The 23,748-nt window shown below is 70.4% G+C and carries 25 protein-coding genes and 3 pseudogenes; 13 read left to right on the forward strand and 15 right to left on the reverse strand.

Annotated elements, in window-relative coordinates; translation table 11 throughout:
* The first annotated feature begins 447 nt into the window (after positions 1–447).
* The 4 genes from OG422_RS01625 to OG422_RS01640 all read left to right on the forward strand — a co-directional run bounded on the left by OG422_RS01625 (position 448) and on the right by OG422_RS01640 (position 4,810).
* Positions 448–1,194: an IclR family transcriptional regulator gene (locus OG422_RS01625; RefSeq protein ID WP_384594456.1), complete on the forward strand. Its 747-nt coding sequence runs from the start codon at positions 448–450 to the stop codon at positions 1,192–1,194.
* A 176-nt stretch (positions 1,195–1,370) separates the two neighbouring features.
* Positions 1,371–2,399, forward strand: coding sequence for a formimidoylglutamase (gene hutG, locus OG422_RS01630; protein ID WP_405738793.1), 1,029 nt, complete (start codon positions 1,371–1,373; stop codon positions 2,397–2,399).
* A 168-nt stretch (positions 2,400–2,567) separates the two neighbouring features.
* Positions 2,568–4,079 (forward strand): ABC transporter substrate-binding protein/permease, encoded by a 1,512-nt coding sequence (locus tag OG422_RS01635; RefSeq protein ID WP_405738796.1) that lies wholly within the window; start codon positions 2,568–2,570, stop codon positions 4,077–4,079.
* Positions 4,079–4,810 carry an amino acid ABC transporter ATP-binding protein gene (locus OG422_RS01640; RefSeq protein ID WP_405738799.1) on the forward strand — a complete coding sequence of 244 codons (732 nt, stop codon included), beginning with the start codon at positions 4,079–4,081 and terminating at the stop codon, positions 4,808–4,810. The genes OG422_RS01635 and OG422_RS01640 overlap by 1 nt, the downstream gene beginning before the upstream one ends.
* 341 nt (positions 4,811–5,151) lie before the next feature.
* On the opposite strand, the gene OG422_RS01645 is transcribed toward OG422_RS01640, so the two are convergent.
* Both OG422_RS01645 and OG422_RS01650 read right to left on the reverse strand, forming a co-directional pair.
* Positions 5,152–5,841 (reverse strand): DUF4232 domain-containing protein, encoded by a 690-nt coding sequence (locus OG422_RS01645; protein WP_405738802.1) that lies wholly within the window; start codon positions 5,839–5,841, stop codon positions 5,152–5,154.
* A 127-nt stretch (positions 5,842–5,968) separates the two neighbouring features.
* The gene (locus tag OG422_RS01650) at positions 5,969–6,310 is read right to left on the reverse strand and encodes a hypothetical protein (protein WP_405738805.1); all 342 of its coding nucleotides are present in this window, start codon (positions 6,308–6,310) and stop codon (positions 5,969–5,971) included.
* A 167-nt stretch (positions 6,311–6,477) separates the two neighbouring features.
* On the opposite strand from OG422_RS01650, the gene OG422_RS01655 reads away from it, so the two are divergent.
* Positions 6,478–6,807, forward strand: a complete 330-nt coding sequence (locus OG422_RS01655; RefSeq protein WP_405738808.1) for a hypothetical protein — start codon at positions 6,478–6,480, stop codon at positions 6,805–6,807.
* A 141-nt stretch (positions 6,808–6,948) separates the two neighbouring features.
* Complete coding sequence (locus OG422_RS01660; RefSeq protein ID WP_405738811.1) at positions 6,949–7,200, forward strand: hypothetical protein; 252 nt, start codon at positions 6,949–6,951, stop codon at positions 7,198–7,200.
* A 253-nt stretch (positions 7,201–7,453) separates the two neighbouring features.
* On the opposite strand, the gene OG422_RS01665 is transcribed toward OG422_RS01660, so the two are convergent.
* The 5 genes from OG422_RS01665 to OG422_RS01685 all read right to left on the reverse strand — a co-directional run bounded on the left by OG422_RS01665 (position 7,454) and on the right by OG422_RS01685 (position 13,377).
* Positions 7,454–8,545: an acyl-CoA dehydrogenase family protein gene (locus tag OG422_RS01665; RefSeq protein WP_405738814.1), complete on the reverse strand. Its 1,092-nt coding sequence runs from the start codon at positions 8,543–8,545 to the stop codon at positions 7,454–7,456.
* Positions 8,545–9,714 (reverse strand): acyl-CoA dehydrogenase family protein, encoded by a 1,170-nt coding sequence (locus OG422_RS01670; protein ID WP_405738817.1) that lies wholly within the window; start codon positions 9,712–9,714, stop codon positions 8,545–8,547. Before OG422_RS01670 ends, OG422_RS01665 begins: the two co-directional genes overlap by 1 nt.
* Positions 9,715–9,775: 61 nt before the next feature.
* A complete protein-coding gene (locus OG422_RS01675) occupies positions 9,776–10,969 on the reverse strand; it encodes a CaiB/BaiF CoA transferase family protein (RefSeq protein ID WP_405738820.1) in 1,194 nt (397 codons plus the stop codon).
* Positions 10,970–11,124: 155 nt separating this feature from the next.
* Positions 11,125–12,570, reverse strand: coding sequence for a CoA transferase (locus OG422_RS01680; protein WP_405738823.1), 1,446 nt, complete (start codon positions 12,568–12,570; stop codon positions 11,125–11,127).
* A 69-nt stretch (positions 12,571–12,639) separates the two neighbouring features.
* Positions 12,640–13,377 (reverse strand): helix-turn-helix domain-containing protein, encoded by a 738-nt coding sequence (locus OG422_RS01685; RefSeq protein WP_405738826.1) that lies wholly within the window; start codon positions 13,375–13,377, stop codon positions 12,640–12,642.
* 329 nt (positions 13,378–13,706) lie between these two features.
* Here OG422_RS01685 and OG422_RS01690 point away from each other — a divergent pair, with 329 nt between their 5' ends.
* From OG422_RS01690 to OG422_RS01700, 3 genes and pseudogenes are all read left to right on the forward strand, one after another.
* On the forward strand, positions 13,707–13,994 hold the full coding sequence (locus OG422_RS01690) for a hypothetical protein (RefSeq protein ID WP_405738829.1): 288 nt from the start codon (positions 13,707–13,709) through the stop codon (positions 13,992–13,994).
* Between the two features lie 61 nt (positions 13,995–14,055).
* Positions 14,056–14,595, forward strand: a complete 540-nt coding sequence (locus tag OG422_RS01695; protein WP_405738832.1) for a winged helix-turn-helix domain-containing protein — start codon at positions 14,056–14,058, stop codon at positions 14,593–14,595.
* Positions 14,592–14,813: pseudogene (locus tag OG422_RS01700) on the forward strand (IS630 family transposase); the annotation flags it as partial. The gene OG422_RS01695 and the pseudogene OG422_RS01700, both read left to right, overlap by 4 nt.
* Here OG422_RS01700 and OG422_RS01705 read toward each other — a convergent pair.
* Positions 14,801–15,091: pseudogene (locus OG422_RS01705) on the reverse strand (transposase); the annotation flags it as partial. The pseudogenes OG422_RS01700 and OG422_RS01705 overlap by 13 nt on opposite strands.
* Before the next feature lie 3 nt (positions 15,092–15,094).
* On the opposite strand from OG422_RS01705, the pseudogene OG422_RS01710 reads away from it, so the two are divergent.
* Together OG422_RS01710 and OG422_RS01715 are read left to right on the forward strand one after the other, a co-directional pair.
* Positions 15,095–15,343: pseudogene (locus OG422_RS01710) on the forward strand (hypothetical protein); the annotation flags it as partial.
* A 317-nt stretch (positions 15,344–15,660) separates the two neighbouring features.
* The gene (locus tag OG422_RS01715; protein ID WP_405747594.1) at positions 15,661–15,888 is read left to right on the forward strand and encodes a Tn3 family transposase; all 228 of its coding nucleotides are present in this window, start codon (positions 15,661–15,663) and stop codon (positions 15,886–15,888) included.
* 50 nt (positions 15,889–15,938) lie between these two features.
* Here the strand turns inward: OG422_RS01715 and OG422_RS01720 are convergent, their stop codons facing one another.
* The 3 genes from OG422_RS01720 to OG422_RS01730 are packed head-to-tail and all read right to left on the reverse strand — an operon-like array spanning position 15,939 to position 18,660.
* Positions 15,939–16,880 (reverse strand): ornithine cyclodeaminase family protein, encoded by a 942-nt coding sequence (locus OG422_RS01720; protein ID WP_405738835.1) that lies wholly within the window; start codon positions 16,878–16,880, stop codon positions 15,939–15,941.
* On the reverse strand, positions 16,877–18,010 hold the full coding sequence (locus OG422_RS01725; RefSeq protein WP_405738838.1) for an aminotransferase class I/II-fold pyridoxal phosphate-dependent enzyme: 1,134 nt from the start codon (positions 18,008–18,010) through the stop codon (positions 16,877–16,879). The genes OG422_RS01720 and OG422_RS01725 overlap by 4 nt, the downstream gene beginning before the upstream one ends.
* Positions 18,007–18,660 (reverse strand): transcriptional regulator, encoded by a 654-nt coding sequence (locus OG422_RS01730; RefSeq protein WP_405738841.1) that lies wholly within the window; start codon positions 18,658–18,660, stop codon positions 18,007–18,009. Before OG422_RS01730 ends, OG422_RS01725 begins: the two co-directional genes overlap by 4 nt.
* A 187-nt stretch (positions 18,661–18,847) precedes the next feature.
* Here OG422_RS01730 and OG422_RS01735 point away from each other — a divergent pair, with 187 nt between their 5' ends.
* A complete protein-coding gene (locus OG422_RS01735) occupies positions 18,848–19,801 on the forward strand; it encodes a recombinase family protein (protein ID WP_405738844.1) in 954 nt (317 codons plus the stop codon).
* 190 nt (positions 19,802–19,991) lie between these two features.
* Here the strand turns inward: OG422_RS01735 and OG422_RS01740 are convergent, their stop codons facing one another.
* On the reverse strand, positions 19,992–20,642 hold the full coding sequence (locus OG422_RS01740) for a class I SAM-dependent methyltransferase (RefSeq protein WP_405738847.1): 651 nt from the start codon (positions 20,640–20,642) through the stop codon (positions 19,992–19,994).
* Between the two features lie 259 nt (positions 20,643–20,901).
* Here OG422_RS01740 and OG422_RS01745 point away from each other — a divergent pair, with 259 nt between their 5' ends.
* On the forward strand, positions 20,902–21,618 hold the full coding sequence (locus OG422_RS01745) for a cation transporter (RefSeq protein ID WP_405738850.1): 717 nt from the start codon (positions 20,902–20,904) through the stop codon (positions 21,616–21,618).
* 172 nt (positions 21,619–21,790) lie between these two features.
* Here OG422_RS01745 and OG422_RS01750 read toward each other — a convergent pair whose 3' ends face one another.
* Genes OG422_RS01750 through OG422_RS01760 form a run of 3 tightly spaced genes read right to left on the reverse strand, consistent with a single transcriptional unit; the run spans position 21,791 to position 23,713 of the window.
* Complete coding sequence (locus tag OG422_RS01750; RefSeq protein ID WP_405738853.1) at positions 21,791–22,198, reverse strand: arsenate reductase ArsC; 408 nt, start codon at positions 22,196–22,198, stop codon at positions 21,791–21,793.
* On the reverse strand, positions 22,191–23,315 hold the full coding sequence (gene arsB, locus OG422_RS01755; protein WP_405738855.1) for an ACR3 family arsenite efflux transporter: 1,125 nt from the start codon (positions 23,313–23,315) through the stop codon (positions 22,191–22,193). The genes OG422_RS01750 and arsB overlap by 8 nt, the downstream gene beginning before the upstream one ends.
* Positions 23,312–23,713 carry an ArsR/SmtB family transcription factor gene (locus OG422_RS01760; RefSeq protein ID WP_405738858.1) on the reverse strand — a complete coding sequence of 134 codons (402 nt, stop codon included), beginning with the start codon at positions 23,711–23,713 and terminating at the stop codon, positions 23,312–23,314. Before OG422_RS01760 ends, arsB begins: the two co-directional genes overlap by 4 nt.
* Positions 23,714–23,748 lie beyond the last annotated feature (35 nt).

Consider the following 23,748-nt stretch of genomic DNA (forward strand, 5'->3'; position numbering starts at 1 on the left):
GCCCCGAACAGCCCGCGAGCGAGCCCGGACCAGTTGGTCCGGGCTCGCTCGCGTATCCGCGGGGGTCGGATGTTCATGCACGCGATGTCGTGCTCAACGAAGCCGCTGCGCGCCGGTCACCCCGGACCCGTGACGGCGCCGGGAGCAGGCGGCTCTCCTGCGCGGTGAAGGCCCGCGTTCGGTCAGCGCGGCGGCCTCCAGCAATCAGTTCGCGGAAGAGGCGGGTGGCGACCCGAAACCGGTTCAAATTCGGCCTGTTCAGGTCCTGAATGCATATCGTCGCCGAGGTTGGCGCGTTTTGATCTCTGATACTTAGACGCAAATTAAGATGAAATGGGGTACAAGCCCCATGAGGGTGCGGGTACTTCCCACTGATCGACAGGGAAATTCCCGCCCAGTGGGTGGACGGCCCTTGCGTGGCTGAAACACAGCACTAATGTTCGGCAGGTGACATCGAGAAAGACCGCTCAGGGACCGGGCCACCGCACCGGTGCGATCTTGGTCGCGCTCGCCGAGCAGACGACGGTGACCGCCCAGGATCTATCTCGGTGTACCGCGATTCCCATCAGCGCGGTCTACCGGCACTTGAACCATCTCGTGCAGCTCGGCCTCGTCAGTCCCACCCGCACCCGCGGCCGGTACTGCGCCGGCTCTCTCGCCGTACAGATGGCCGAGAACTACCGTCGCGAGACGCTCAGCGGCGGCGAGGTGAAGCGCCGACTGACCCGGCTGGCCGCCGACACCCAGGAGCTGGCTGCCCTCCTCGTCCCCAGTGGCCATCACGTGCTGTGCGTCGAGGCCGCCGAGGGGTCGCGGGTGATCAAGTGCAGCTTCTCCCCGGGCCTGACCAAGCCGCTGACCTTCGGAGCCAGCGCGCAGGCGATACTCGCCCACCTCCCCGACGAGCGCGTCGCCGCGGTCAGCGAGGCCCACCGGCTCACCGCCGAACGCGTCGCGGCGCTCCAACTGGAACTCAAACGCGTCCGCGACCGCGGGTACGCCGTGAGCACCGGGGCCGTCGACGAGGGCGTCTGGGGCGTCAGCGTGCCCGTCTTCGACCGGCTCGGCCAGGTGACCGGAACCGTCAGCACCATGGCGCCCGAATTCCGGGTGCGCCGCAACCATCAGACGCTGCTCACCCTTACCCACGCCGCGGCTCAGGACATCAGTCGCTTCGACGAACTCCAGTCATGACGCCCGACCTGCCCACACCCCGCGCCGGTTCCCGCTGCGTGCCCGCGCCGCACGCCACCGGCTGACGCGATCCAGCGTCCTGCCCGGCATCACATCACCGTCATGAGTTCGGACTGCACACCATGAACACACACCCCAGCACCGCCACGGTTGCGCCCTCAGCCAACGGATCCGCCATGGAGACGACTTCCGCCAACGTGTCAGCCACGGTCGCAACCCCCGACGTGACCGCCCGCCCCGCTTGGGCCGGCCGTATCGACGGTATCGGCCCGGCGCACAGACGCTGGCATTCCGCGGTCAACGCGGACGAAGCCACCACCCCAGGCGCGGCCGTGATCGGCTTCCGCAGCGATGAAGGGGTGCGCCGCAACGGAGGCCGCCAGGGCGCTGCCGACGGCCCAGGGGAGATCCGCCGGGCCCTGGCCTCCAAGGCCCTGGACGCCGGTATCGTCGTCCACGACGCGGGTGACGTCATGGTCGTGGGAGACGATCTGGAGGACGGCCACGACCGGCTCGCCGCCGCCGTCTCCTCCCTGGTCCGCGCCGGACATACCCCACTGGTGCTGGGCGGCGGTCACGAGACCGCGTACGGCTCCTACCAGGGGCTCGCCAACAGCGGTGCCCTAGACGGGCGGCGGCTCGGGATCCTCAACCTCGACGCGCACTTCGATCTGCGCGAGGCATCGCGCGCCACCTCCGGCACCCCCTTCCGGCAGATTGCCGGCCTCGAGGCCGACCGCGGCGCGCCCTTCACGTACGCGGTGGTGGGCATCAGCGAGCCGAGCAACACCGCCGCCCTCTTCGACGCCGCGAATGCCCTGAACGTGGTGTACCGGACGGACGAAGAGTGCCAGGAGCGCCATCTTTCCGACGTGCTCGCCTTCGTGGCGCACTTCGTCGACTCTGTCGACGTCCTGCACCTGAGCATTGACCTCGATGTGCTACCCGCCGCGTCCGCCCCCGGCGTCAGTGCGCCCGCCTCGGTCGGCGTACCACCGACCGTCATCGTCGAGATCTGCAAGGTGGTCGCCGCCAGCCCGAAACTCACGCTGGTGGACGTCGTCGAACTGAACCCGGCCTACGACATTGACTACCGCACCGCCGGGCTCGCCGCCCGGCTCGTCCACACCCTCACGGTCGGCTCCCACCGCGCCCGGAGCCGCGCCACCGCCCCCACCGGTCCGGACGCCGTCGCCGCCGGCTGACCCAGCAGTCCCACATCCCGGCGGCAGCCCACCGGGCGCCGCGTACGGACCGGCCACAACAGAGACCAGCACGTCCCGAACGCCCGCGCGCCCACCTGGCTCGCGGCAAACCGGAAGAGTCGCAGCACCCGTAGATCCGTCCCGCATACAGGTCCAATGGAGTTGAACATGGTAAGAGCACCCATAGGACGAAGGGTCGTGGCCGTCCTGGCCGGGCTCCTCTCGTCCGTTCTTCTGCTGGTCGGCGCCTCGCCCGCCGCCGCCGATCAGGGGGGCAAGGAGGCTCAGAAGGAGGGTACCCAGAAGCTCGACCGTCTCCGCTCCGGCCAGGCGACCCTGCGAGTGGGTACCGACGCGACGTTCCCGCCCTTCGAGTTCACCGACGCCAAGGGCGGCAAGATCGGCTTCGACGTCGAGTTGGTCCGGGAACTGGCCAAGCGCGTGGGCATCAGGAAGGTCACGTTCACGCAGATGCCGTTCGGCAACATCGTCCCGGCGCTGCAGGCCCACCAGATTGACGTCGGCGCCTCGGCGATCTACATCAGTGACGAGCGGGCCAAGGTCGTGGACTTCACGGATGTCTACTACCCCGGCGGCCTTGCGATGTTTGTCTCCGACCACAACAACTCGGTGCACACGCTGAACGACCTGGCCGGTAAGAAGGTCGCGGTGCAGGTCGGCACCAAGTCTGTGGAGTGGCTCAAGGAGCACCAGCCCCACGCCCAGCTCGTGACCGTGCAGACCAACGAGCAGATGTTCTCCTCCGTGAAGCTCGGCCAGGCCGACGCCGTCGTCACCGGCGCGCCAGGCGGTCGATACTTCATCGCCCAGCAAGGCGGCCTGAAGCAGGTCGGCAAGCGGTTGACCGGCGAGAACTACGGATACGCGTTCCCGAAGTCGGATTCCGCGGTGACCACCGCGTTCGACTCCGCGCTCAAGGACATGAAGACCGATGGCTCGTACGCGAAGCTGACCGGCAAGTGGTTCGCTGCCAAGGGTGGCGCCAAGGCCCAGAAGGACCACCCGCTCCTCAACCCCGCGACGATCGTGGACTCCTGGGATCAGATCTGGCACGGCCTTCTGGTCAGCATCATGGTCATTCTGCTGTCGCTCTGCCTCAGCCTGACCCTCGGCATGCTCGGCGGCCTCGCCAAGCTCAGCAAGATCCTTCCGGTGCGCTGGCTGGGCAACGCCTACGTCTCCGTGATCCGCGGCACCCCGTTCGTCGTCCAGCTGTTCTTCATCTACTTCGGCCTGCCCCAGCTCGGACTGCAACTGCCGCCCATGGTCGCCGGCGTGTTCGCCCTCGGCCTCTACAGCGGCTCCTACGTCACCGAGATCTTCCGCGGCGCCGTGCAGGCGGTGGACCGCGGCCAGATCGAGGCCGCCCGTTCCTGCGGCATGTCCCACGGCGCGGCCATGCGCTATGTCGTCGTCCCCCAGGCGTTCCTGCGAATGCTGCCCCCGCTGGGCAACGAGTTCGTGTCGCTGACCAAGAACTCCGCACTGGTCTCCTTCATCACCATCGGTGAACTCTTCCTCGTCGGCCAGACGATCATCTCCCGCACGTTCGACGCGCTGACCGTCTACCTGTTCATCGGCCTCCTCTACTACGTCCTGACCAACCTCATCGGATCCGCGACCCAGGCGATCGAGAAGAAGATGGCGGTGTATGTCTGATGGCACTCCTGGAAACCCACGGCATCACCAAGGCGTATGGCGACCACGAGGTGCTGCGCGGCATCGACTTCACCGTCGAGCCGGGCCAGGTCGTCGCCGTCATCGGCCCCAGCGGCGGCGGCAAGTCGACCTTCCTGCGCTGCCTGAACCTGCTTGAGACGCCGACTACGGGGCGTGTCGTCTTCGCCGGCGACGAGCTCAGTGCGACGCAGTCCAACCTCAACCAGCTGCGTGCCCGTATGGGTATGGTCTTTCAGCAGTTCAACCTGTTCCCGCACATGACCGCGCTGCGCAACGTCGTGCTGCCGCAGATGAATGTGCTCGGGCGCAGCCGCGAGGAGGCCGAGAAGCGCGGCCGCGCCTTGCTCGGACGGGTCGGCATGAGCCACCGGGCGGACGTCTTCCCCAACCGGCTCTCTGGAGGCCAGAAGCAGCGCGTCGCCATCGCACGGGCTGTGGCCATGGACCCGCAGCTGATGCTCTTTGATGAACCCACGTCCGCGCTGGATCCTGAGGTAGTCCACGACGTCCTCGAGGTCATGAGCGGTCTGGCCAAGGACGGCATGACCATGGTCGTGGTCACACACGAGATGGGATTCGCCCGGAAGGTTGCTGACCGCGTCGTATTCATCGACGGCGGCCGGATCGCCGCGGACCTGCCGCCCGAGGAGTTCTTCTCGCCGGCCAACAACAACGACCGCATCAAGGCCTTCCTGGCCAAGGTCCTTTAGACCATGTCCTATGTGGTGAGTCGGACGAGTCGTTTGTAGCAGCAGAGGGCGGCGGCGAGACCGAGAAAGGCCAGGTACTGTAATTACGGAGATTCAGGATGGGGAGAATCGAAAATTTCAAACGGGCCGAAGTGGGGAAAATCGCGGCCTGACCCAAAATCGCGACCGCTTACAGGAAGCAGCGGAGCATGATTCCGCCACGCATAAGATCGCGTTTTCACTCCGCTGCTGGCCCTGGGGCAGCTCAACCGTTCACACCGCCGACGGCAGTACCTGAACCTGCTCCTGATCCACGCCGTCAATGACCAAGATTGTGCGAACGCACGGGGCCGCGCCAAGCTTTACCGTGCCGCGAAGGCTCCGACCTTGAAGTCGGTGCCGCAGACGCTGAAGACGCCGCCCGGCGAGCCGTCCGCCTTCATCACGTTCACCGTGGTGCCCACGTCCTTGGGCAGCGCGACCTTGACGTGGGACGCCTGCACCGGGCAGGTGTAGCGGGCCGACTCGGTGCCCTCGCTGTTCACGTCGTTGTACAGCACGTCCGCCACCACCGCGGCGCCCGCCGGGACGTCGACCGCGTCCGAGCCGTCCTCGGAGTTGTCCCCCGAGACCGGGCTCGCCTTGCCCTGGTCGTCGTCGGCGACCACGGTCGTCGGGCCGACGATGGTGCAGGGGGCACCCGAGCTGTTGGTGATCTTGAGGGTGGCGTCGGCGGCCTGCGCGTCACTGGCGTGGCCCGAGGACTGGAGGAACGTCACCGAGGTGTTCTTGGCCGTGCAGGCCGCGGTGACGCCGCCCCCGCCAGTGCCGGAGGACGAGCTGCCTCCACCGCTCGTGCTCGTCCCGCCCCCGGACGACGCCGAGGCCGAGGCCGAGGCGGAGGCGGAACCCGACGGGGCGGCTGATGATGCGCTGGTGTCGGCGGCGCCGCTGTCCTGCGTGCCGCTGCCGTCGTTGCAGGCGGTCAGGGACAGGGCGAGCGTCGCGACGGCGCCGACGGCGAGCAGGGCGGGACGGGTGGTGGTGCGCATGGCTGGTTCCCCCGGTTCTCGTTCGTGGGTCGCGATCCTGCACGAGGTCGTTTCCCCTTACACGAGAGAGGGTGTCGCGGCGCGCTGGCAGATCACTAACGAGCGCGGCGGCGGCGCTAACGCCCGGCTAACGCTCCCGGATCCTGGCGTGTGCCGCCGCGTGCCGGCGCCGCAGTTCGGGCAGTGCGTCCTGGTCGGCGATGTGCAGCAGGGCGTCGAGCGCGGTGACGGCGCCCGCGTCGTAGCCGGTCTGCTCGGCCTCAAGCGCGGCCTGCGCGAGGCGGCGCCGCCCGGCCGTGGTGTCGCCGAGCCCGGCCGGCGCCTCGCCCTGCCAGGTACGCAGGAGCACGCGCCGGGCGACCGCCTCGTGCTCGGGGCCGAGGCCGAGCGCCACCTCGGCCGACTCGTACGCCTGCCGGTGGCGGCCCGCGCCGAGGTGGATGCGGGCCAGGTGCTGGAGCGCGAGCATCCGGGTGTGCGCGTCGTCGGCCTCGGTGGCGAGGGCGAGGCTCGGGTGCAGGCCGTTTCGGCGGCGCCGGGTTCGTCGTCGGGGAGGGCCGCGGCGAGGTTGACCAGGGCGGTGGCCTCGCCGAGTACGTCGCCTGCGCGGGCCGCGAGTTCGGGCGCGACGCGCAGGTGCCGGACGGCCTCGGCGGTGCGGCCCTCCTCGGCGAGCACCCAGCCGAGCAGGGTCAGGACGCGGGCCTCTGCATAGGGGTCGGCGCAGGCGCGGGCGTCGGCGAGGGCGGCCTCCAGGGTGGGCGCCCAGTCGGCGAGGACCCGCCGGACCACGAGCGGCCACTGGGTCACGGCGATCCGCCAGGCCCGCTCGGGCCGGTCCTCGGCGCGGGCCGCAGCGGCGATCAGGGCGAGGTCGTCGCGCTCGGCGGCGAACCAGCCGAGCGCCTCCTCGCGGCTGGTGAAGTCCCGTACGGCGGGCGGCTGTTGAAAGTCATCGGGCTGTAGGAAGGCGGGCTCCCCGCCAGGTTCCGCGGCCTCGGACGCGGACAGCGCGGTCGCCACGCAGTGGTCGTACAGGCGCAGCCGGGTCGCGGTGCGGGCGGCCGGGTCGTGGCTCTGGCCACGCGCGTAGAGCCGGACCAGATCATGCAGGACGTAGCGGCCGGGGGCGGTCTCGGTGAGCAGGTGCGCGGTGACCAGGCGGTCGAGGGCGCGGGCCGCATCCGGCGGGGTCGTGCCGGCGAGCGCGGCGGCGCTGAACCGGTCGACGTGCGTGCCCGGGTGATGGCCGAGCGCGGTGAACAGCTGCGCGGCGTCGGCGGTCAGCTCGGCGCCCGGACCGACGCCGAGCTCGTCGGCGAGGACCCGGCGGGGCGTCGTCCCACAGCGCCTCGGTGAGTGTGTCGACGGAGACCGCGACATTGGCCCGCAGCAACAGCATCGCGAGCAGGCTGCGCCGCTTGGCGGGCCCGAGCGGCAACGGCCCGTCGCTCCCGCTGACCGACACGGGGCCGAGGACCTGGAACTCCATGGACGGAACCCTATCTTCCGGGGGCTACTGGGGATCGGGACGTCTCGCCGTACGGATACCGCGCTGCTCCGCCACCGACCAGGTCGGGCCGGTCGGCGGCGGAGGCGATGGGACGAGGGATCAGGGCTCGGCGGTGAGGGCGGGCCAGAGGGCGGTGGCTTTGACGGACCGGGCCAGGTGGCGCGCCCAGTAGGTTTCGTCGCCGTCTTCGTCCCGCCAGGACCACAGCCGAGTGGTGGCGAGGTGGAGCGGGTGGAGCCGGGTGATGCCGATGGCGCCGTGAAGTTGGTGAGCGATGCGGGCGATCTCCACGGCGGAGGCGGACGCCTGGGTCTTTGCGGCGGCGACGGTGAACCGCGTGGCCGGGTCGCCGGTGTCCAGCGGCGTGGCAGCTGCCTGGACGGCGGCGCGTACCAGGGCGACCTCCTCGATCAGGCGTGCTTCCTCTTGCTTGACGGCTTGGAAGCGGCTGAGCGGGTGGCCGAACTGGGTGCGGGCGGTGGTGTGGGCGACCGTCAGCTCGACGCAGCCTTCGCCTGCTCCGGCGATCAGAGCCGACCGGGCCAGGGCCGCGCGGAGCTCCGCTTCCTCCAGCAACTGCGGAAGGGTCCGGCGGACCTGTGCGGCGGGGATCTCAAGGGCGTTGAGGTACAGGTTGTCGCGGGGTTCCTCGGCGAGGTTGCCACCGGGGGTGAGAACGGCCTGGTCCGGGGTGAGGGTGAACAGGACGGGTCCGAAGGGGGCGGTCGCCAGGACGACCACGGCACGGGCGGCTCGAGCCCAGGGGACGCGGCGCAGGGTGCCGGTGACCAGCAGGGTGTCGTCGTCGCCCGAGCAGCCGGCCGAGCCGACTGCGAAGGCACTCGGGCGGGCGTAGCGGATCGTCAGGTCGGGGGCGACGGCGTAGCTGAGCGGGCCGTCGGGGACGGGGAGGCCGACGCGGCGCAGCAGCGGGCGGGCGACCAGGGCGGTTTCGGCGAAGGGGGCGGGGACGGCCCGGCGTCCCGCCTCCTGGGCGGCGGCGAGGAGTTCGGCGGTGGAGGCGTCCGGGGCCGGGAGGGCCACGGCGTCGGCGGCGGTGGTGTTGGTGACGACGGCGATGGCGTCCGGGTCGGCGTAGAAAGCGGTGGTGTCGTAAGTGTCGGCGGGGATGACGGAGGCGCCGGTGTCGATCGTGTGGGTGCTCGTTGGTGCTGCCGTGTGGGTGCTCATCAGCGCTGCTCCAGACCACGAGTGATGATGCCGCGAAGGATTTCGTTGGTGCCGCCGCGCAGGGTGTAGCCGGGGCTGTGCAGCAGGGCGAAGGCGAGCAGTTCGGAGTGGCTGCCGGGGGTGGCGTGCGGGTCGGCCGGGGTCGGCAGGATGCTGCGGACGGTGTCGACCAGCGCGACCTCCAGCTGGGTGCCGAGGTCCTTGACCAGGGCGGCCTGCGTGTCGGGCGAGGCTCCGGCGTCCAGGGCCGCGGCCACGCTGAGGGAGAGCCGGCGGACGCTGTGCAGACGGGCCGTCAGGATGCCGACCTGGGTGAGCTGCTCGGCCGTGGCCGGGCGCTGTTCGAGTTCGCGGAGCAGGGAGACCAGCAGGGGGAAGGTGGACAGGTAGCGTTCCGGGCCGCTGCGTTCGAAGGCGAGTTCGCAGGTGACCTGCTTCCAGCCGTCGCCCCGCTGCCCGAGCAGCATGCCGTCGGGGACGTCGACGCCTTCGAGGTGCAAGGCGTTGAAGCGGTGCTCGCCGCTCATCAGGTGGATCGGCTCGATGCGTACGCCGGGGGCGCGCAGGTCGACGATGAACTGGCTGAGGCCGGCGTGCTTGTCCTCGGCATCGTCGGTGCGGGCCAGCACGATGGCGTAGTCGTTGACGTGGGCGCCGCCGGTCCACATCTTGGTGCCGGTCAACCGCCAGCCACCGGCGGTGCGTTCGGCGCGGGTGGCGACCGAGGCGAGGTCGGATCCGCTGCTCTTCTCGCTCATGCCGATGGAGAAGAAGCACTGCCCGGCGGCGATCCTCGGCAGGAAGAAGCGGCGCTGCTCCTCGGTGCCGTGCTGGAGGATGGACGGGCCGGCCTGCCGGTCGGAGACCCAGTGGGCGCTGACCGGGGCGCCGGCGGCGAGCAGCTCTTCGATCACCACGTAGCGCTCCAGGAAGCCGCGGCCGGCGCCGCCGTACTCGGTGGGCAGGGCCATGCCGACCCAGCCGCGCTGGGCGAGGCGGCGGCTGAAGTCGGGGTCCCAGCCGGCCAGCCAAGAGTCGGGGCGGCCGAGCACGGTGCCGCGGGCGCGCTCCTCGTCGACAAAGGCGCGGACTTCGGTGCGGAGTCGGCGGGCCGATTCGGGCAGGGCGACATCGGGGAATGCGATCGGTGAAAGCGTCGAAGGCGACATGGTTCATTCGCTCCCGGGTTGGTGAATCAATGGATGCGCTTCTTTTCGTTACGGAATTCGGTCAGTGCGTGGGGTGCAGCAGGGAGGGGTCGAAGCCGGCTTCGCGGAGCACTTCGTCGGTGTGCTGGCCGATGGCCGGGCAGGGCCGTAGCTCCGGCTCCGGGTCGGCCGAGTAGCGGACCGGGCGGCCGATGACCCGGTAGCGGCCCTCGGTGGGGTGTTCGGCCTCGTGCAGCAGGCCGCCCTCTTGGGCGTAGGCGGTGGTGGCGGCGGACTCCAGGTCGAGCACGGGGGCGGCGGCGATGCCCGCCCGGTCGCAGAACTCCTGCCACTCGGCGCTGGTGTGCTGCGGTGTCAGCTCCGCGAGCAGCGGATAGAACGCGTCGGCGTTGCGGGCCCGGTCGGGGCCGGTGGCAAAGCGTGGGTCGGCGGCCAGTTCGGGGCGGTTGACGAAGGCGGTGAAGTCCCGCCAGTTGCGGTCGCTGTGGGGCAGGATGCACATCCAGCCGTCGGCGGTGCGCAGGGCACGGCGCTGCGGGCTGAGCGAGCGTGCCGAGCCGAACTCTCCGTCGGCCTCCAGGGCGGCCGCTCCCAGGTGCTCGACCAGGTTGAAGGCGAGCATGGTGTCGGCCATCGGCACCTCGATGTGCTGTCCGGTGCCGCCGTGCTCCCGATGGTGCAGCGCGGCCAGTACCGACTGGGCGATCTGCATGCCGCAGATCTTGTCGGCAAGGACCGTGGGAACGTAGTGCGGTTGGCCGCAGACCTGGTGGTTGAGCCAGACCAGGCCGCTGGCCGCCTGGATGATGTCGTCGTAGGCGGCGTGGGTGCCGTAGCGGCTGTCACTGCGGAAGCCCTGGGCGCCTGCGTAGATCAGGCCGGGATTGGCGGCCGCGACGTCGTCGTAGCCGAGGCGGAGCTTCTCCAGGGCCTGCGGGCGCAGGTTGGTGATGAAGACGTCGGCGGTGCGCAGCAGGGCGAGCAGGGCGTCGCGGCCGTGCGGGGCCTTGAGGTCGATGGCGGCGCTGCGTTTGTTGCGGTTCAGGTTGAGTGCCGGGCCGCCCATGCCGGGGTGGCGCCGCGGCGGGTAGTGGCGCGTCATGTCGCCCGTGGGCGGCTCGACCTTGATCACATCCGCGCCCAGGTCGCCGAGTTGCTGTGCGGCGTACGGGGCCATGATCACGCTGGCCAGTTCGATGACGCGGACTCCGGCGAGGAGTCCGCGGCCGGACGGGCCGCTCGGTTCATCGGACATCTTCCGGTGCCTCCTGGGGGGGGTGGGGCGGGCGAACGGTGGTGCGGTGCGGGCGGCGGCGGACACGTGGTGCCGTGCCGATGGGGTCTCCCCTGCTCGAGCGAAGCCGAGAGCTTGGGGAAGGCGCGGGCCCACGAAGATCGGGGAGACACCCCCTAGCGCCACTGGAGCGCGGCAGACCCGAGCGGGGTACGCCGGCCGGGCTGGGGGACCGTGCGCCCGCTGTACGCGAACGGTGTCGCCGGTTCGGTGAGCGGGCCGAAGTCGGTCCCGGTGGTCGACAGCGCGGCGAGCGGCGTGCGTCCGGGGCAGGGCAGGTCGAGTACGTCCTCCCGTGCCAGCAGACCGAGTTCCTGCACCCAGTGACACACCCCGGCCAAGGTCACGCGGATCCGCCATGAGCCGCCCTCCGCCGCACGGCGGCGCAGGACCGTTGCGACGGCGGCAGCCCCGAGGTAGGCGGCGAGGTAGTCATTGAGCAGGTACGTCGGGGGCAGCGACGGTCGGTCGGTCCACTCCTCGACGGCGAATCCGGTTGCCGAGCATGCGAGTTGGTCGAACCCACCGCGTTCGCCCCAGGGGCCGTCGGCGCCCCAGGCGTGGTATTCGAGGGTGATGAGTCCGGGGCGGCGCCGGACGAGTTCCTCGGTCGACGCCCCGTGCCGGGCAAGTCCCCGGTACGCGTGCACGAAGACGTCCGTGTCCTGGAGCACGTCGTGGAAGGCCGCACGGTCGTGATCGTCGCGCAGGTCGCAGTAGGCGTTGCGCTTGCCGCCGCCGGTCATCGCGATCATCGGGATCGGGTCGGAGCGGTCGGGACGCGACAGGTGCAGCACGTCGGCGCCGAACTGGGCGAGGAGCCGCGCCGCGACGGGACCTGCGATCACATGGGTGAGGTCGAGCACCCGTACGCCCGCAAGCGCCTCATCGGCCTCACCGATCGGCTCCAGAGGCCGGACCGGTCCGTCACCGACGCGTTCGATCTCGACGACCGGGCGCAGCGCGGCATAGCGCCCCGCGGGGTGCGCGAGCCACTCGTCCCGGCTGCGCACCACGCAGGCGACGCCGCCCCGCGCGCAGATGGCCTCCTCCAGCGTGAAGGCATCCCAGCAGGCCGCGGCCTGCGCGATCCCCACCTTGTCGAGCCCGCACCTCAGCACGGAGTGGACCGCGTCCCGCAGATGCGGATAGGTGGTGATGATGAAGATCCACCGGCCGTCGCGCGCCCGGTAGAAGTCGTTGTTGCCGAGCAGTGTCGGATCGTCGAGGAGAGCACCGAGCGGGCGCCCCGAGAGCGTCGTGTGATACGTCGCCATGAGCTGGTCGATCGCGGCCCCGGCCTGCACTTGAACCCTCTGGTGCGGGTGACCGCGCTGTTCACCGACCTCCGCCGTCTGCCGCCCGAAGACACCGATCGCGGCAGACATGGCATCGGCGAGGCGGTGTACCGAGGGCACCAGGGGATCGGCCCCGACGACGGTGATGTCCTCGGCTCCCCGGGCCGGATCGAGGTCGCCGAGGGTGTGCAGCAGCCGGGAGACCATCTCGCCGGTGGACGACGGAGGCGTCGGCTCGGTCGTGGTCAGCGTGTTCGAAGTCATGCCGGGATGCTCGTTCCCCGCACTGCACGAGCGCCCGCATTCACGGATATCCGTGAACGGATGCGGACGTCACGTCCGCCCCTCCTGGATGTGCGCGAGGAGCCGGGCCGCCGCCCGGTCCAGACTCAGCCGTTCCGTGCGGCCACGACGCCGGTGCATCAGAGCGAGGGCTCCCGTGACGACGGGGCCGTCAGTGACGGGGATCGCGAGCGCGCTGACCTCGGGGTCGGCCAGGCCCTCGCTGCGGCTGATCCGCGACGCGCGGATCGCGGGAAGAGCGCGGCGGAACTCGGCGACCGCCTCTTGGTCGTGGCGGGCGAGCTCCTCGAGCAGCCCACGGCGCTCCGCCTCGTCGGTGAAGGCCAGCAGCAGACGGCCCGCGGCGGTACGCAGGAGCGGCCGGGCCATGTGCTCGTCGGCGAGCGGCACGAGGCGGGGAAGCTCGTCCTCGCCGCCGCGCGCGAGGTGCACGGCGTCGAGCCCGACCCGCACCGTGAGCAGCACCGGGGTACCCGCGACGCGGCTCAGTTCGTTGAGCTCGGCCTGGCTGATCTGCGGGACGACCCGGCCGGCGATGAGGTTGAGGACGTGCGGGGCGGGCCCGAGCCGGAAGCGCCGGTGCTGTTCCAGCAGAAAACCCGTCGCGACAAGGCCGTTGACCAGATCCTGCACCGAACTCGCCGGCGCCCCGACCGTCCGCGCCAACTCGGCCACGGTCACCCCGCCCGGGGCACGCGCGGCGGCCTCCAGGATCCACACGACCCGGTCCACCGTACGGTGACGCTGCCGTCGGCCGTGCTCGCTCATCCCGCCCCACCTTGTCCTTCTTGTGCGTCGCCGGCCGATCGCGCCGACACGGCCCGCCGATTTTCCCCCATCACCCCGACGAGCAAGTCGGCCCCGGCCTCCGCAGACGTCACCAGCCCGGCAGCAGAAGGTGGTTCACGCGAAGGCGGAAGGACCGTCTCCGGGTCGAAGTCGTCCGCCTTGGCGAGCTCATCGAGGTGATGGCACATTGCGCAGTGGACTTCCCAGGCCCCGTCGAGTCCCTTGCCGAGGAACCCGCCGCCACACCTGCGTCGAGGCGGACGCCGGCAAAGGGACAAGATCGTGAGACACGTTGCCGTGGCCCCTGGATGAGACACACTGGAAACACGCAGGCCGCCATCACGGAACGGGACATTCCAATTGAGGGCCTACAGGTCGCGTGCCACAACGCGATGCGCCCCTACCCCACCAGCCTCCTCACCTCGCACCTCCACGTCACGCTGGAGATGGTGACCGACACGACCGCCGACCAGATCGGGCCGGATGAGCGTCACGGCCTGACCGAGCACATAAAGCAGCACCTGCGAGGAGCCGAGGCGTTCCAGGTGACGGCCGGCAGCCCTATCGCGAACCGCGCCGAAGTCGCTGCTTACTGAGGTTGAACTCGTGGAGTCGTAGGGGCTGACGGCTCGCCATCCGTGCGGTATCACCGGAGGCATGCGGTATCCACAAGGGGGCGGGCTGACCGCCGAACGGCAGCAGTTTCGTGAGGAGTTACGGCTCAAGGCGGCCGAGAGGTTCGCCCAGGGCGAGGCGAGCTCGGTGATCGCCAAGGACCTGCGGGTCAGCGTCCGGTCGGTGCAGAGGTGGCGGCGGACGTGGAACGACGGTGGTCCGCGAGCTCTGCGGTCGCAGGGGCCTGCGTCGCTTCCGCGGCTGAGCCGGAAGCAGTTCGCACAACTGGAAGCGGAGCTGGCCAGGGGGCCGGCCGCGCACGGCTGGGAGGACCAACGCTGGACCCTGAGCCGCGTGAAGACGGTGATCGGCCGGCGCTTCCACCTGACGTACACGATCCAGGGCGTACGCAAGCTCCTGGTCCGCAACGGCTGGTCCTGCGAGCTCCCGGCCCGACGCGCGATCGAGCGGGACGACGAGGCGGTGGCCGGGTGGGCCCGGGAGGTGTGGCCCTGCGCGGAAGTCTCGCGGCAGCCCGTGGAGCCTGGCTGGTCTTCGAGGACGAGGCCGGATTCTCCATGACGCCGCCGCAGGCGAAGACCTGGTCACAGCGCGGCCGGACCCCGGTGGTGCGAGTCCGCGGCCGTTCCCGCAGACGGGTATCCATCGCCGCGCTGACCTGCTACAAACCCGGCCACCACTCCCGGCTGATCTACCGGCCACGCCGGGACGACGGCCGGCGCGACGGGCGCAAGAGCTTCTCCTGGCGCGACTACCGGCGCGTCTCCCCGGCGAAATACTTGGCCGCCTTCCGCAGGATCTCGCGCTCTTCCTCCAGCTCGCGGACCTTCTTCCGCAGAGCGGCGTTCTCCGCCTCCAGCGGAGTCGGCGGCTCGGCCGGCACCTCCGCCCGGCGTCCCCGGGGCCGGCTCGCGCCGGCCGCTCGGACCCAGTTCCGCAGGGTCTCGGGGTTGGTCCCCAGATCGGCGGCGACCTGCCGGATCGTCGCCTCGGGCCGCGACTGGTACAGCGCGACCGCGTCCGCCTTGAACTGCGGCGGATAGTTCTTCATGACCACGAGATGTCCATTCTCAGATCCTCAGGATCCAGTCTCTCGTGTGTCCAGGATCAAGGGTCAAGGCCCTTCCTCTTCGCGCACCGGGCCAAACGTCTCGCGAAGACCTACATCAACACCGCGGTCATCCCATCGCTCTGCCGCAAGGCCGGCGTCCCGACCGCCGACATCCGGGGCAACATCACCAGCCACCGGGCCCGCTCCACGATCGCCAGCCAGCTCTACAACGCCAAGGAATCGATGACGCTTTTCGAGCTGCAAGCCTGGCTCGGTCACCGGAGTCCCGAGGCCACCCAGCACTACGCCAAGATCACCCCGAACACGCTGGCCAGGGCCTACAACGACGCGGGTTACTTCGAGCGCAACGTCCGCACCATCGAGGTCCTGGTCGACCGGGACGCGGTCACCTCCGGAGCTGCCGCGTCGGGTGACGGCCGCGACCAACAAGGTCGAGGCGTACAACGGGTTCTCCGAGTGGGTGCGTTTCGGCAACCGGGGCGCCATCACCGACAACGACCCCGTCGAGCAGGAGAAGGCGGTCAAAGTTCAACGCCCTGCTCAGCAACTGCCTGATCTTCCACAACACCCTGGACATCGCCCAGGCGGTGCGCGAGCTGCAGGCCGAGGGTTGGAAGGTCGAGCCGGAGGACCTGGCGGAGGTCTCGCCCTACCTGACCGAGAAGATCATGCGGTTCGGCGAGTACTCCACCCACGAGCTCGACTTGGCGCCGGAGGCGTACGAGCCGCACCTGGACGTCGACTTCACCGTGCTCGGCGACGATGAGGCGGCAGTCGCCTGAGCGAGGCGCGGACTGTCCGTCCGCTGCCCCGCTCAGGCGATCTCAGGCGCCTACGGGGCCAGCTCGGCCAGGACGGCCGAGGCGAGTGCCGCGTCGAGTGCGCCGACTCCGGTGAGGTCGGCGACCGTGATCGCACCGTCCGGCCGCTCGACGGGCCTTTCGAGCAGGAGGCCCACGGGTGTGTCGCTGATGTCGGTGGTGGATCCGGCGCGCACGGCGTGGCCGAAGTCGCCGTGGTCCAGGCACTGCTGGTGGTCGTCGGTGGCGATCAGTGCCGCGCGGGCGAAGAGCGCCGGCGGCAGTTCGTTCTTGTGGGGCATGTCGGTGCCGATGCCGGTGACGTGCGCGCCCGCGCGGACGTCACCGGCGTGCAGGACCGGGGCCGTGGCCGGTGTGGTGGTGACGACCATGTCGGCTGCGGCTGCCTCGTCGGCCGAGGCGGGCCGGGCGGGAAGCCCGAGGGCGTTGAATGCCTCGCACAGCGACCTGGTCTTGTCCTGGGTGCGGCCGTGGACGAGCACCGTGTCGATCGGGCGGAGCTTGGCCAGCCATTCGACTTGGAGGCGGGCCTGTTCGCCGGTGCCGAACACGGCCAGGGTGACGGCGTCGGGTCGGGCCATGGCGTGGGTTGCCAGGGCGCCGGCTGCGGCGGTGCGCCAGGCGGTGAGTAGGCCCTGGTCGTCGAGGATCGCGCGGATCTGGCCGGTTTGGGCGCTGACGACGCAGACCAGGCCGTGGTTGGTGGGTAGGCCGGCGGCGGTGTTGCGGTAGAAGCCGGTGGCGATCTTGACGGTGAAGTCGGGCGTGTCGGTGACCCAGCCGGCCTTGACATGGCAGTCGCCGTCGGCGTCGGGGAACTGCAGGTGCAGCGGCGGCGGCACGGTGGTGCGGCCGTGGGCGTGGGCGATCATCGCGTCGCGGACGGCGGTGAAGACCAGCTCCGGGGTGGTGGCGCGCTTGATCGCGGTGGTGTCGAGGACGGGTGGGGTCATCGGCCTGCTCGCAGCCACTGGGCGAAGGCGGCCAGGCCCTCTTCGGGGTTGGCGCGGCCGACGCCGATGCGAAAACGGTCGGCGGGGGTGGGGGTGAGCTCGGAGCGGTAGATGCTGGCGGGCAGCAGCAGGACGCCGGCTTCCTCAACCAGGCGGGTGCAGAACTCCTCCACGCCGTCGGGGCCGAGGTAGCGGGGGTAGGCGACGCAGCCGCCGTCCGGGGCCCGCCACTCGAAGAGGTCGGGGTGCTCGGCGAAGAAGGCGTCGAAGAGCGGCAGGTTGTGGGCGATGAGTGCCCGGTTGCGGTCCAGGATCGTGGCGCGGGCCTTGAGCGCGATGCGGGCCAGGACCTCGCTGGGGGCGGAGTTGCAGATGGTGGTGTAGTGCTTGGCCCGCTCCAGGCGGGAGAGCAGCTCGCGGTCGCGGCAGGTGATCCAGCCGATCCGCAGGCCCGGCAGGCCGAGCGACTTGGAGGTGACGTTCAGCGACAGGGCGCGCTCGGACAGGTCGGCGGCCTGCGGCAGGGTGCGGGCCGCATCGCGTTCCAGGCCGCGGTAGACCTCGTCGCTGAACAGGTGGATGCCGCGCTCGTCGCACAGCCGCGCCAGCTCGGTGAAGTCGGCGGCGCTGATGACCTTGCCGGTGGGGTTGTTCGGGAAGTTCACCGAGACGACCCGGGTGTTCGGGCGGATCGCCGCCCTCACCGCATCGAGGTCCAGGGCCCAGTCCCGGTCGAGGTCGAGGGCAACGCCGGTGACCTCGCACAGGGCGAGCGGCACGGTCTCGGCCGCCTGGTAGTTCGGGGTCACCACCACGGCGTGGTCGCCCGCGCCCAGCAGGACGTTCATCGCCAGGTAGAGGGCTTCCTCGGCGCCGGCGAAGCAGATCACGTCGGCCGCGTCCGCCCGCTCGTACATACCGGAGATTGCCTCGCGCAGGGCCGGGTCGCCGTAGGTCTCGGTGTAGCCCAGCGACAGGTTCTCGAACGCGGCGCGATCCTGGTCGTCGGCCAGGGCGAGCAGCTCGCCGAGGGTCATGGTCTGGACGTCGGAGGCGGTCAGGTGGTGGCGCGCGGTGAACTCCCACCGGGAGAAGTAGGTTTCCAGGCGGAAGTCGGGCAGGCGGGTCATGGGGTGTTGTCCTTGGTGCTGGGGGTTCGGAGTTCGGCCAGCAGGCCGTAGAGGGTGGATCGGGAGACGCGCAGGGCGGCGGCGACGACGGGGGTGGCGCGGCGCACGGCGAAGACCTTGGCCTCGTCCAGGCGGGCGAGGACGGCCAGGCGGTCGGCGCGGGTCATCCGCTCGATGGGGCGGCCGCACTCGCGCACGTACGCGCCGACGATGTGCTGGACGCTCTCGTTCCAGTCCTGCTCGAACAGCGGCTCCGGCCGGGGCGTCGTCGGGGCTCCGAACGCGGACAGCACAGCTGCGGCCTGCTCCAGCGGCGTGCGGTCGAGATTGACGCACAGCACCGCGGCAGCCTTCCCGTCCGGCTCGCGCAGGACGGCGCTGACCGACGACAGCCGCCGGCCGTCCGCGAGCGTCTTCTCGTACGGACCGAACACGTCCCGCGCGGACGGGTCCAGCGCGTCCAGCTCGCCCAGCAGCGAAGGGTCCCCTGGACCGCGGGAGCCCATCGGATTCCAGATCGCCAGGATCCGGTCGGTGTCAGGGTCGTGCAGCACCACCTCGGCATACGGGCCGAGCAGCAGCGCGACGGCCTGGCCCACGGGCGCCCACATCCGGACCCGGTGATCTGTGCTTTCTTCGGGAGTCTCCACACTCTGGACTGTACGTCCACATTGGACTAAGTGTCCAGGACTGCTCTCGCAAACGACTCTTTCCGGGAGGAAGATCGGGAAGGGGTGCAGAGGCCGTCCCGGAGGCCCGATCGGTTCCCGGAACCCGTTCTCACTCAAGTGGCGACGGGCCCCTGTTCCGGGAAACGTTTACGAGAGGTTTTCGGGTGTGACGGACCCTCAGAACACCTCCGGAAGCGATGCCGACGACGTCGAGCGCCACGACTGCCCGCGCTGCGGCGTCCAGCCCGGCTCGCCCTGCCGGTCCCGCTCGGGCGCCGTCGCCGGGATCTACCACACCGGCCGGTTCAAGAGGGTGGCCCGGCTCGCCAAGCTGCTGCGAGTGCCGGCCCCGGCCGACCGCGGCCCCGGACAGCCCTGGCGGCCCGGCACCCCGCCGCCGGCCGCGCCCGAGACGGACACCCCGGGCGCGGACATCCGCATCGGGTACGCCCGCTGCAGCCACCTCACCCAGGAGCTGCAGTCGCAGCTGGACGCGCTCAGCGCGCACGGCATCCCGCGCGACAAGATCTTCTCCGAGAAGATCAGCACCCGCATCCGCGTCCGGCCCCAGTTCGAGGCCGCGCTCACCCTCGCCCGCGAGATTAGGGCCCACGCCCCGCACTGCCGCGTGCTGTTCACCGTCTACGAGATGAAGCGGCTCGGCCGCGACGCAGCCGAACTCACCACGCTGGCCGACCACCTGACCGCCCACGGCCTGGTCCTGGAGATGCTGGCTGGCCCGCTGCCCGGGATCTACGACCCCAGCGGTCCCGGGCGGATACTGTTCGGGTTCTTCGCCGCGATGGCCAAAACCGAGCGCGAAAGCATCCGCGAAGCCACCCTCGAAGGACTCGACGCCGCTGCCCGCAAGGGCAAGTACGGCGGCCGACCCCCCGTCATCACCGACGACATGCTGCACACCGTGCTGCGGCGCCGGGCAGCCGGCGAGTCCGTCGAGCAGATCCGCCCCGACCTGATCATCCCCACCGGCAAGCGCAAGGGCCAGAACCCGGGCCTGGCCAGCATCTACCGGGCGCTCGCCGAGCACGAGAAGCGCCAGGCGTACCCCGAAGCCGTTGTCCAGGCCCACGCCGACTTCGCAGCCCTCCAGGCCGGCTGACAGCGCATCAGGGCTTCAAGATCATCTCAATGTGGGTTTTGCAGGCACCTTGGCCGGACCCCTTGTTGCACCAACCGCCACGGCGCCATGGCATCCGCTTCCAGTGGCAGATGCCCCAGCACCACATGAAGAAGAGTGACTGCCGTAACGGCTGCGACGGCATGGAGATCGTCGGCCCGTCCGCCCGCCGCTACCGCTCGCCGGCGGCCGACGGGCGGGCGATCCCGATGATCGACGGGGAAGCGGGATTGGGCCGCCCGCCCGGCAGGAACGCGAAGTGCCGCACTCTCTCGACGGTGAAACCCGCCTCCGCGATGGCGCGCTCGGTGTCCCTCGTGAGGTTGCAGCCCCCACCCAGCATCCGCCACAGCGGGTTCAACAGCCGCTGCCGCTGGAAGGCGTGGGGCTTCTGCGCTCGCACATGCTCGTAAAAGCGCAGCTCGCCGGTCGGCCGGAGCACCCGCGATACCTCCGCGAGCGCGCCGGGCACATCGACGATCGTGCACAGCACCAGCGACACCACGGCCACGTCGACGCTGCCGTCCTCGACCGGCAACCGCTCCGCCTGGCCAGCCAGCACTTCCACAGGCGCCGCCGCATCAGCGGCAGCCCGTTCCGCGAGGGCACGCAGTCGAGGCTCCGGCTCCACCGCGATGACCCGCTCCACCTCCGGCGGATAGTGCCGGAAATTCGCCCCCGTGCCCGCACCGATCTCCACCACCCGGCCGCGTACGCCTGCCAGCAGCTCCTGGCGGTGCTCGACCGAACCGTGCGCCTCCGCATAGGCGTTGATCTTCGGGTAAATACGGGCGAACAGTGGATGCGAAATCGCCTTGACCATGCCGTGCTCCTCACCTCGGCGAGCGCCCCGCACGGGAGCCGCACCTCCCGTGTCGAGCGGGGTGTGGGCCGATTGCCCACAGATGACCTCAGCGCCATGCTCTCGCGCTCTGCGCTGTGGGGCCACGGACACAGAGAGGCATCCGAGAGAGATGGGGCGCGGTGTCCCACGCCAGTTCCGGGGGGGCCACAACGATCCACGTTTTCCTGGAGACCGACCGGACCTGTGTCGACGCCGACGAGAAGGGCTGCTGCTGACCATGACCGCGATATCCCTCGGGCCCTCCCCGGCCCGCCGCGACGCCATCACCCGGCGGATACGCCTGCTGGTCGCGGCCACGATCACCTATAACGTCATCGAGGCGATCGTCGCCATCACCGCCGGCACCCTCGCCTCCTCCACCGCCCTGATCGGCTTCGCCCTCGACTCCGTCATCGAGGTCTCCTCCGCCGCCGCGGTCGCCTGGCAGTTCTCCGCCCGCGACCATGCCGTACGCGAAGCCCGCGAGCAGCGCACCCTGCGGATCATCGCCGTCTCCTTCTTGGCCCTCGCCGCCTACGTCGCCTTCGACGCCGGCCGCGCCCTGATGGGCGCCGGCGAGGCCGACCGCTCCGCCCCCGGCATCGTCATCGCCGCCCTCTCCCTGGCGATCATGCCGTTCCTGTCCGCCGCCCAGCGCCGCGCGGGCCGCGAACTCGGCTCCGCCTCCGCGGTCGCCGACTCCAAGCAGACCCTGCTGTGCACCTACCTGTCCGCCGTCCTCCTGGTGGGCCTGGTCCTCAACGCCACCCTGGGGTGGTCCTGGGCCGACCCCATCGCCGCGCTCGTCATCGCCGCCATCGCGCTCAAGGAAGGCCGCGACGCCTGGCAGGGCAAGGGCTGCTGCGTGCCCACGCCTGCCGCTCTGGCTCCGTCGTCGACCGATACCGAAGCGGACGTCTGCGGCTGCCGCCCCGACTGTGACTGCTGTAGCTGACCACCCACCACGCGAAGCGGGCCCCGGCATCACGCCGGGGCCCGCTTCGCGTTCAAGGACATGCGCCTAGCATCCTCAGGCTGCATGCCCAGGAACTCAAGGCCGATACCGCCGGCACCAGCGGTAACTGTCGTCTGCCACGGCAACGTCAGTCCATCCGCCGCGGGAAGTGTCAGTGGGGCCGGACTTCGGTGAGCAGCACGCGGATGCGCTGTTCGATCTCGTCGCGAATCGGGCGGACCGCTTCGACGCCCTGCCCGGCGGGGTCGTCGAGCTTCCAGTCGAGGTACCTCTTGCCGGGGAAGACGGGGCAGGTGTCACCGCATCCCATGGTGATCACCACATCGGACGCCTGCACGGCCTCCACCGTCAGCACCTTCGGCGTCTCGGCGGACATGTCGATGCCGACCTCCGCCATCGCTTGTACGGCGGCCGGGTTCACGGCGTCGGCCGGTGTGGACCCGGCGGAGCGGACCTCGACGCGACCCTCGGAGAGGTGGGTGAGGAAGGCGGCTGCCATCTGCGAGCGGCCGGCATTGTGGACGCACACGAACAGCACGGACGGCTTGGCCTCAGACACGGGCAGAACCTTCCGGGGAGACGGCAGGTCCGGCCGTCGGTGTGGGCTGAGGGAAGAAGCGGCGGGCGGCCAGGGCGACGTAGACCAAGCCAATCAAGACCGGCACCTCGATGAGCGGTCCGACGACTCCCGCGAGGGCCTGGCCGGAGGTGGCGCCGAAGGTGGCGACGGCGACGGCGATGGCGAGTTCGAAGTTGTTGCCCGCGGCGGTGAACGCCAGCGTCGTCGCCCTCGGGTAGTCGAGTCCGACCGCGCGGCCGGCGGCCATCGACCCGGCCCACATCAGCGCGAAGTACACCAGCAGGGGCAGCGCGATCCGGGCGACGTCGAGGGGCTTGGAGGTGATGGCGTCGCCCTGGAGGGCGAAGAGCACGACGATGGTGAACAGCAGGCCCCACAGGGCGAACGGTCCGATGCGCGGGATCAGCTTCGTCTCGTACCAGGTGCGGCCCCTGGCCTTCTCGCCCAGGCGGCGGGTGAGGAACCCGGCGAGCAGCGGAATGCCGAGGAAGATGAGGACGGAGCGGGCGATCTCCCACACGGAGACGTCCAGCGTGGCCTGTTCCAGGCCGAGCCAGCCGGGCAGCACGGACAGGTAGAACCAGCCCAGTGCGGCGAAGGCGATCACCTGGAACACGGAGTTCAGGGCGACGAGGACGGCGGCGGCTTCGCGGTCGCCGCAGGCGAGGTCGTTCCAGATGATGACCATGGCGATGCAGCGGGCGAGGCCGACGATGATCAGGCCGGTGCGGTACTCGGGCAGGTCCGGCAGGAAGACCCAGGCGAGGGCGAACATCAGGGCCGGGCCGACGATCCAGTTGAGGACCAGGGACGGGATGAGCAGGCGCCGGTCGCGGGTGACGGTGTCCAGGCGGTCGTAGCGGACCTTCGCGAGGACCGGGTACATCATCACGAGCAGGCCGAGCGCGATCGGCAGCGAGACGCCGGTGACGGTGACCTTCGCGAGCGTGTCCCCCAGGCCGGGGACCAGGCGGCCCAGGCCGAGGCCGGCGGCCATCGCGAGCACAATCCACACGGCGAGGAACCGGTCCAGGAACGACAGCCGCCCGGCCACCGGCCCCGCGGGCGCCGCCGTGGTGGCGGCTTCGGCGTTCATGAGGCGGCTCCGGCGGGCGTCTTCTCGGTCGGCGGCTGCCCGGCGGGGCGGGTGAGGATCGCGGCGAGGCGGTCGGTCATCTGCGGCAGCAGCCGGTAGTACACCCATGTCCCGCGCCGCTCGGAGTCGATGAGCCCGGCCTGCTTGAGCAGCTTGAGGTGATGGGAGATCGTCGGCTGCGACAGGGCGAAGGCCGGGGTGAGGTCGCAGACACAGACCTCCCCGCCCGCGCGGGAGGCGATCATCGACAGCAGCCGCAGCCGCACCGGGTCGCCCAGCGCCTTGAACACCTTCGCCAGATCGGCGGCCTGGTCCTCGTCCAGCGGTGCGGTCAGCAGGGCGGGGCAGCATCCATCGACGCCGTCCTGTCCGAGCACCACCATCTCTTGTTTCGACATGTCTCTATGTTGACGTTTTTCAATTCAGGGCGCAA

The sequence above is a fragment of the Streptomyces sp. NBC_01525 genome (assembly GCF_045040405.1).
GTDB classification, from domain to species: domain Bacteria; phylum Actinomycetota; class Actinomycetes; order Streptomycetales; family Streptomycetaceae; genus Streptomyces; species Streptomyces benahoarensis.

Excerpts from the sequence above, each read along its gene's own strand:
- hutG (WP_405738793.1), top strand. The coding sequence starts at position 1,371 with ATGGAGACGACTTCCGCCAACGTGTCAGCCACGGTCGCAACCCCCGAC.
- OG422_RS01635 (WP_405738796.1), top strand. The coding sequence starts at position 2,568 with ATGGTAAGAGCACCCATAGGACGAAGGGTCGTGGCCGTCCTGGCCGGG.
- OG422_RS01640 (WP_405738799.1), top strand. The coding sequence starts at position 4,079 with ATGGCACTCCTGGAAACCCACGGCATCACCAAGGCGTATGGCGACCAC.
- OG422_RS01645 (WP_405738802.1), bottom strand. The coding sequence starts at position 5,841 with ATGCGCACCACCACCCGTCCCGCCCTGCTCGCCGTCGGCGCCGTCGCG.
- OG422_RS01650 (WP_405738805.1), bottom strand. The coding sequence starts at position 6,310 with ATGCTCGCGCTCCAGCACCTGGCCCGCATCCACCTCGGCGCGGGCCGC.
- OG422_RS01660 (WP_405738811.1), top strand. The coding sequence starts at position 6,949 with ATGCAGGACGTAGCGGCCGGGGGCGGTCTCGGTGAGCAGGTGCGCGGT.
- OG422_RS01665 (WP_405738814.1), bottom strand. The coding sequence starts at position 8,545 with ATGAGCACCCACACGGCAGCACCAACGAGCACCCACACGATCGACACC.
- OG422_RS01670 (WP_405738817.1), bottom strand. The coding sequence starts at position 9,714 with ATGTCGCCTTCGACGCTTTCACCGATCGCATTCCCCGATGTCGCCCTG.
- OG422_RS01675 (WP_405738820.1), bottom strand. The coding sequence starts at position 10,969 with ATGTCCGATGAACCGAGCGGCCCGTCCGGCCGCGGACTCCTCGCCGGA.
- OG422_RS01680 (WP_405738823.1), bottom strand. The coding sequence starts at position 12,570 with ATGACTTCGAACACGCTGACCACGACCGAGCCGACGCCTCCGTCGTCC.
- OG422_RS01685 (WP_405738826.1), bottom strand. The coding sequence starts at position 13,377 with ATGAGCGAGCACGGCCGACGGCAGCGTCACCGTACGGTGGACCGGGTC.
- OG422_RS01690 (WP_405738829.1), top strand. The coding sequence starts at position 13,707 with ATGAGACACACTGGAAACACGCAGGCCGCCATCACGGAACGGGACATT.
- OG422_RS01695 (WP_405738832.1), top strand. The coding sequence starts at position 14,056 with ATGCGGTATCCACAAGGGGGCGGGCTGACCGCCGAACGGCAGCAGTTT.
- OG422_RS01720 (WP_405738835.1), bottom strand. The coding sequence starts at position 16,880 with ATGACCCCACCCGTCCTCGACACCACCGCGATCAAGCGCGCCACCACC.
- OG422_RS01725 (WP_405738838.1), bottom strand. The coding sequence starts at position 18,010 with ATGACCCGCCTGCCCGACTTCCGCCTGGAAACCTACTTCTCCCGGTGG.
- OG422_RS01740 (WP_405738847.1), bottom strand. The coding sequence starts at position 20,642 with ATGGTCAAGGCGATTTCGCATCCACTGTTCGCCCGTATTTACCCGAAG.
- OG422_RS01745 (WP_405738850.1), top strand. The coding sequence starts at position 20,902 with ATGACCGCGATATCCCTCGGGCCCTCCCCGGCCCGCCGCGACGCCATC.
- arsB (WP_405738855.1), bottom strand. The coding sequence starts at position 23,315 with ATGAACGCCGAAGCCGCCACCACGGCGGCGCCCGCGGGGCCGGTGGCC.
- OG422_RS01760 (WP_405738858.1), bottom strand. The coding sequence starts at position 23,713 with ATGTCGAAACAAGAGATGGTGGTGCTCGGACAGGACGGCGTCGATGGA.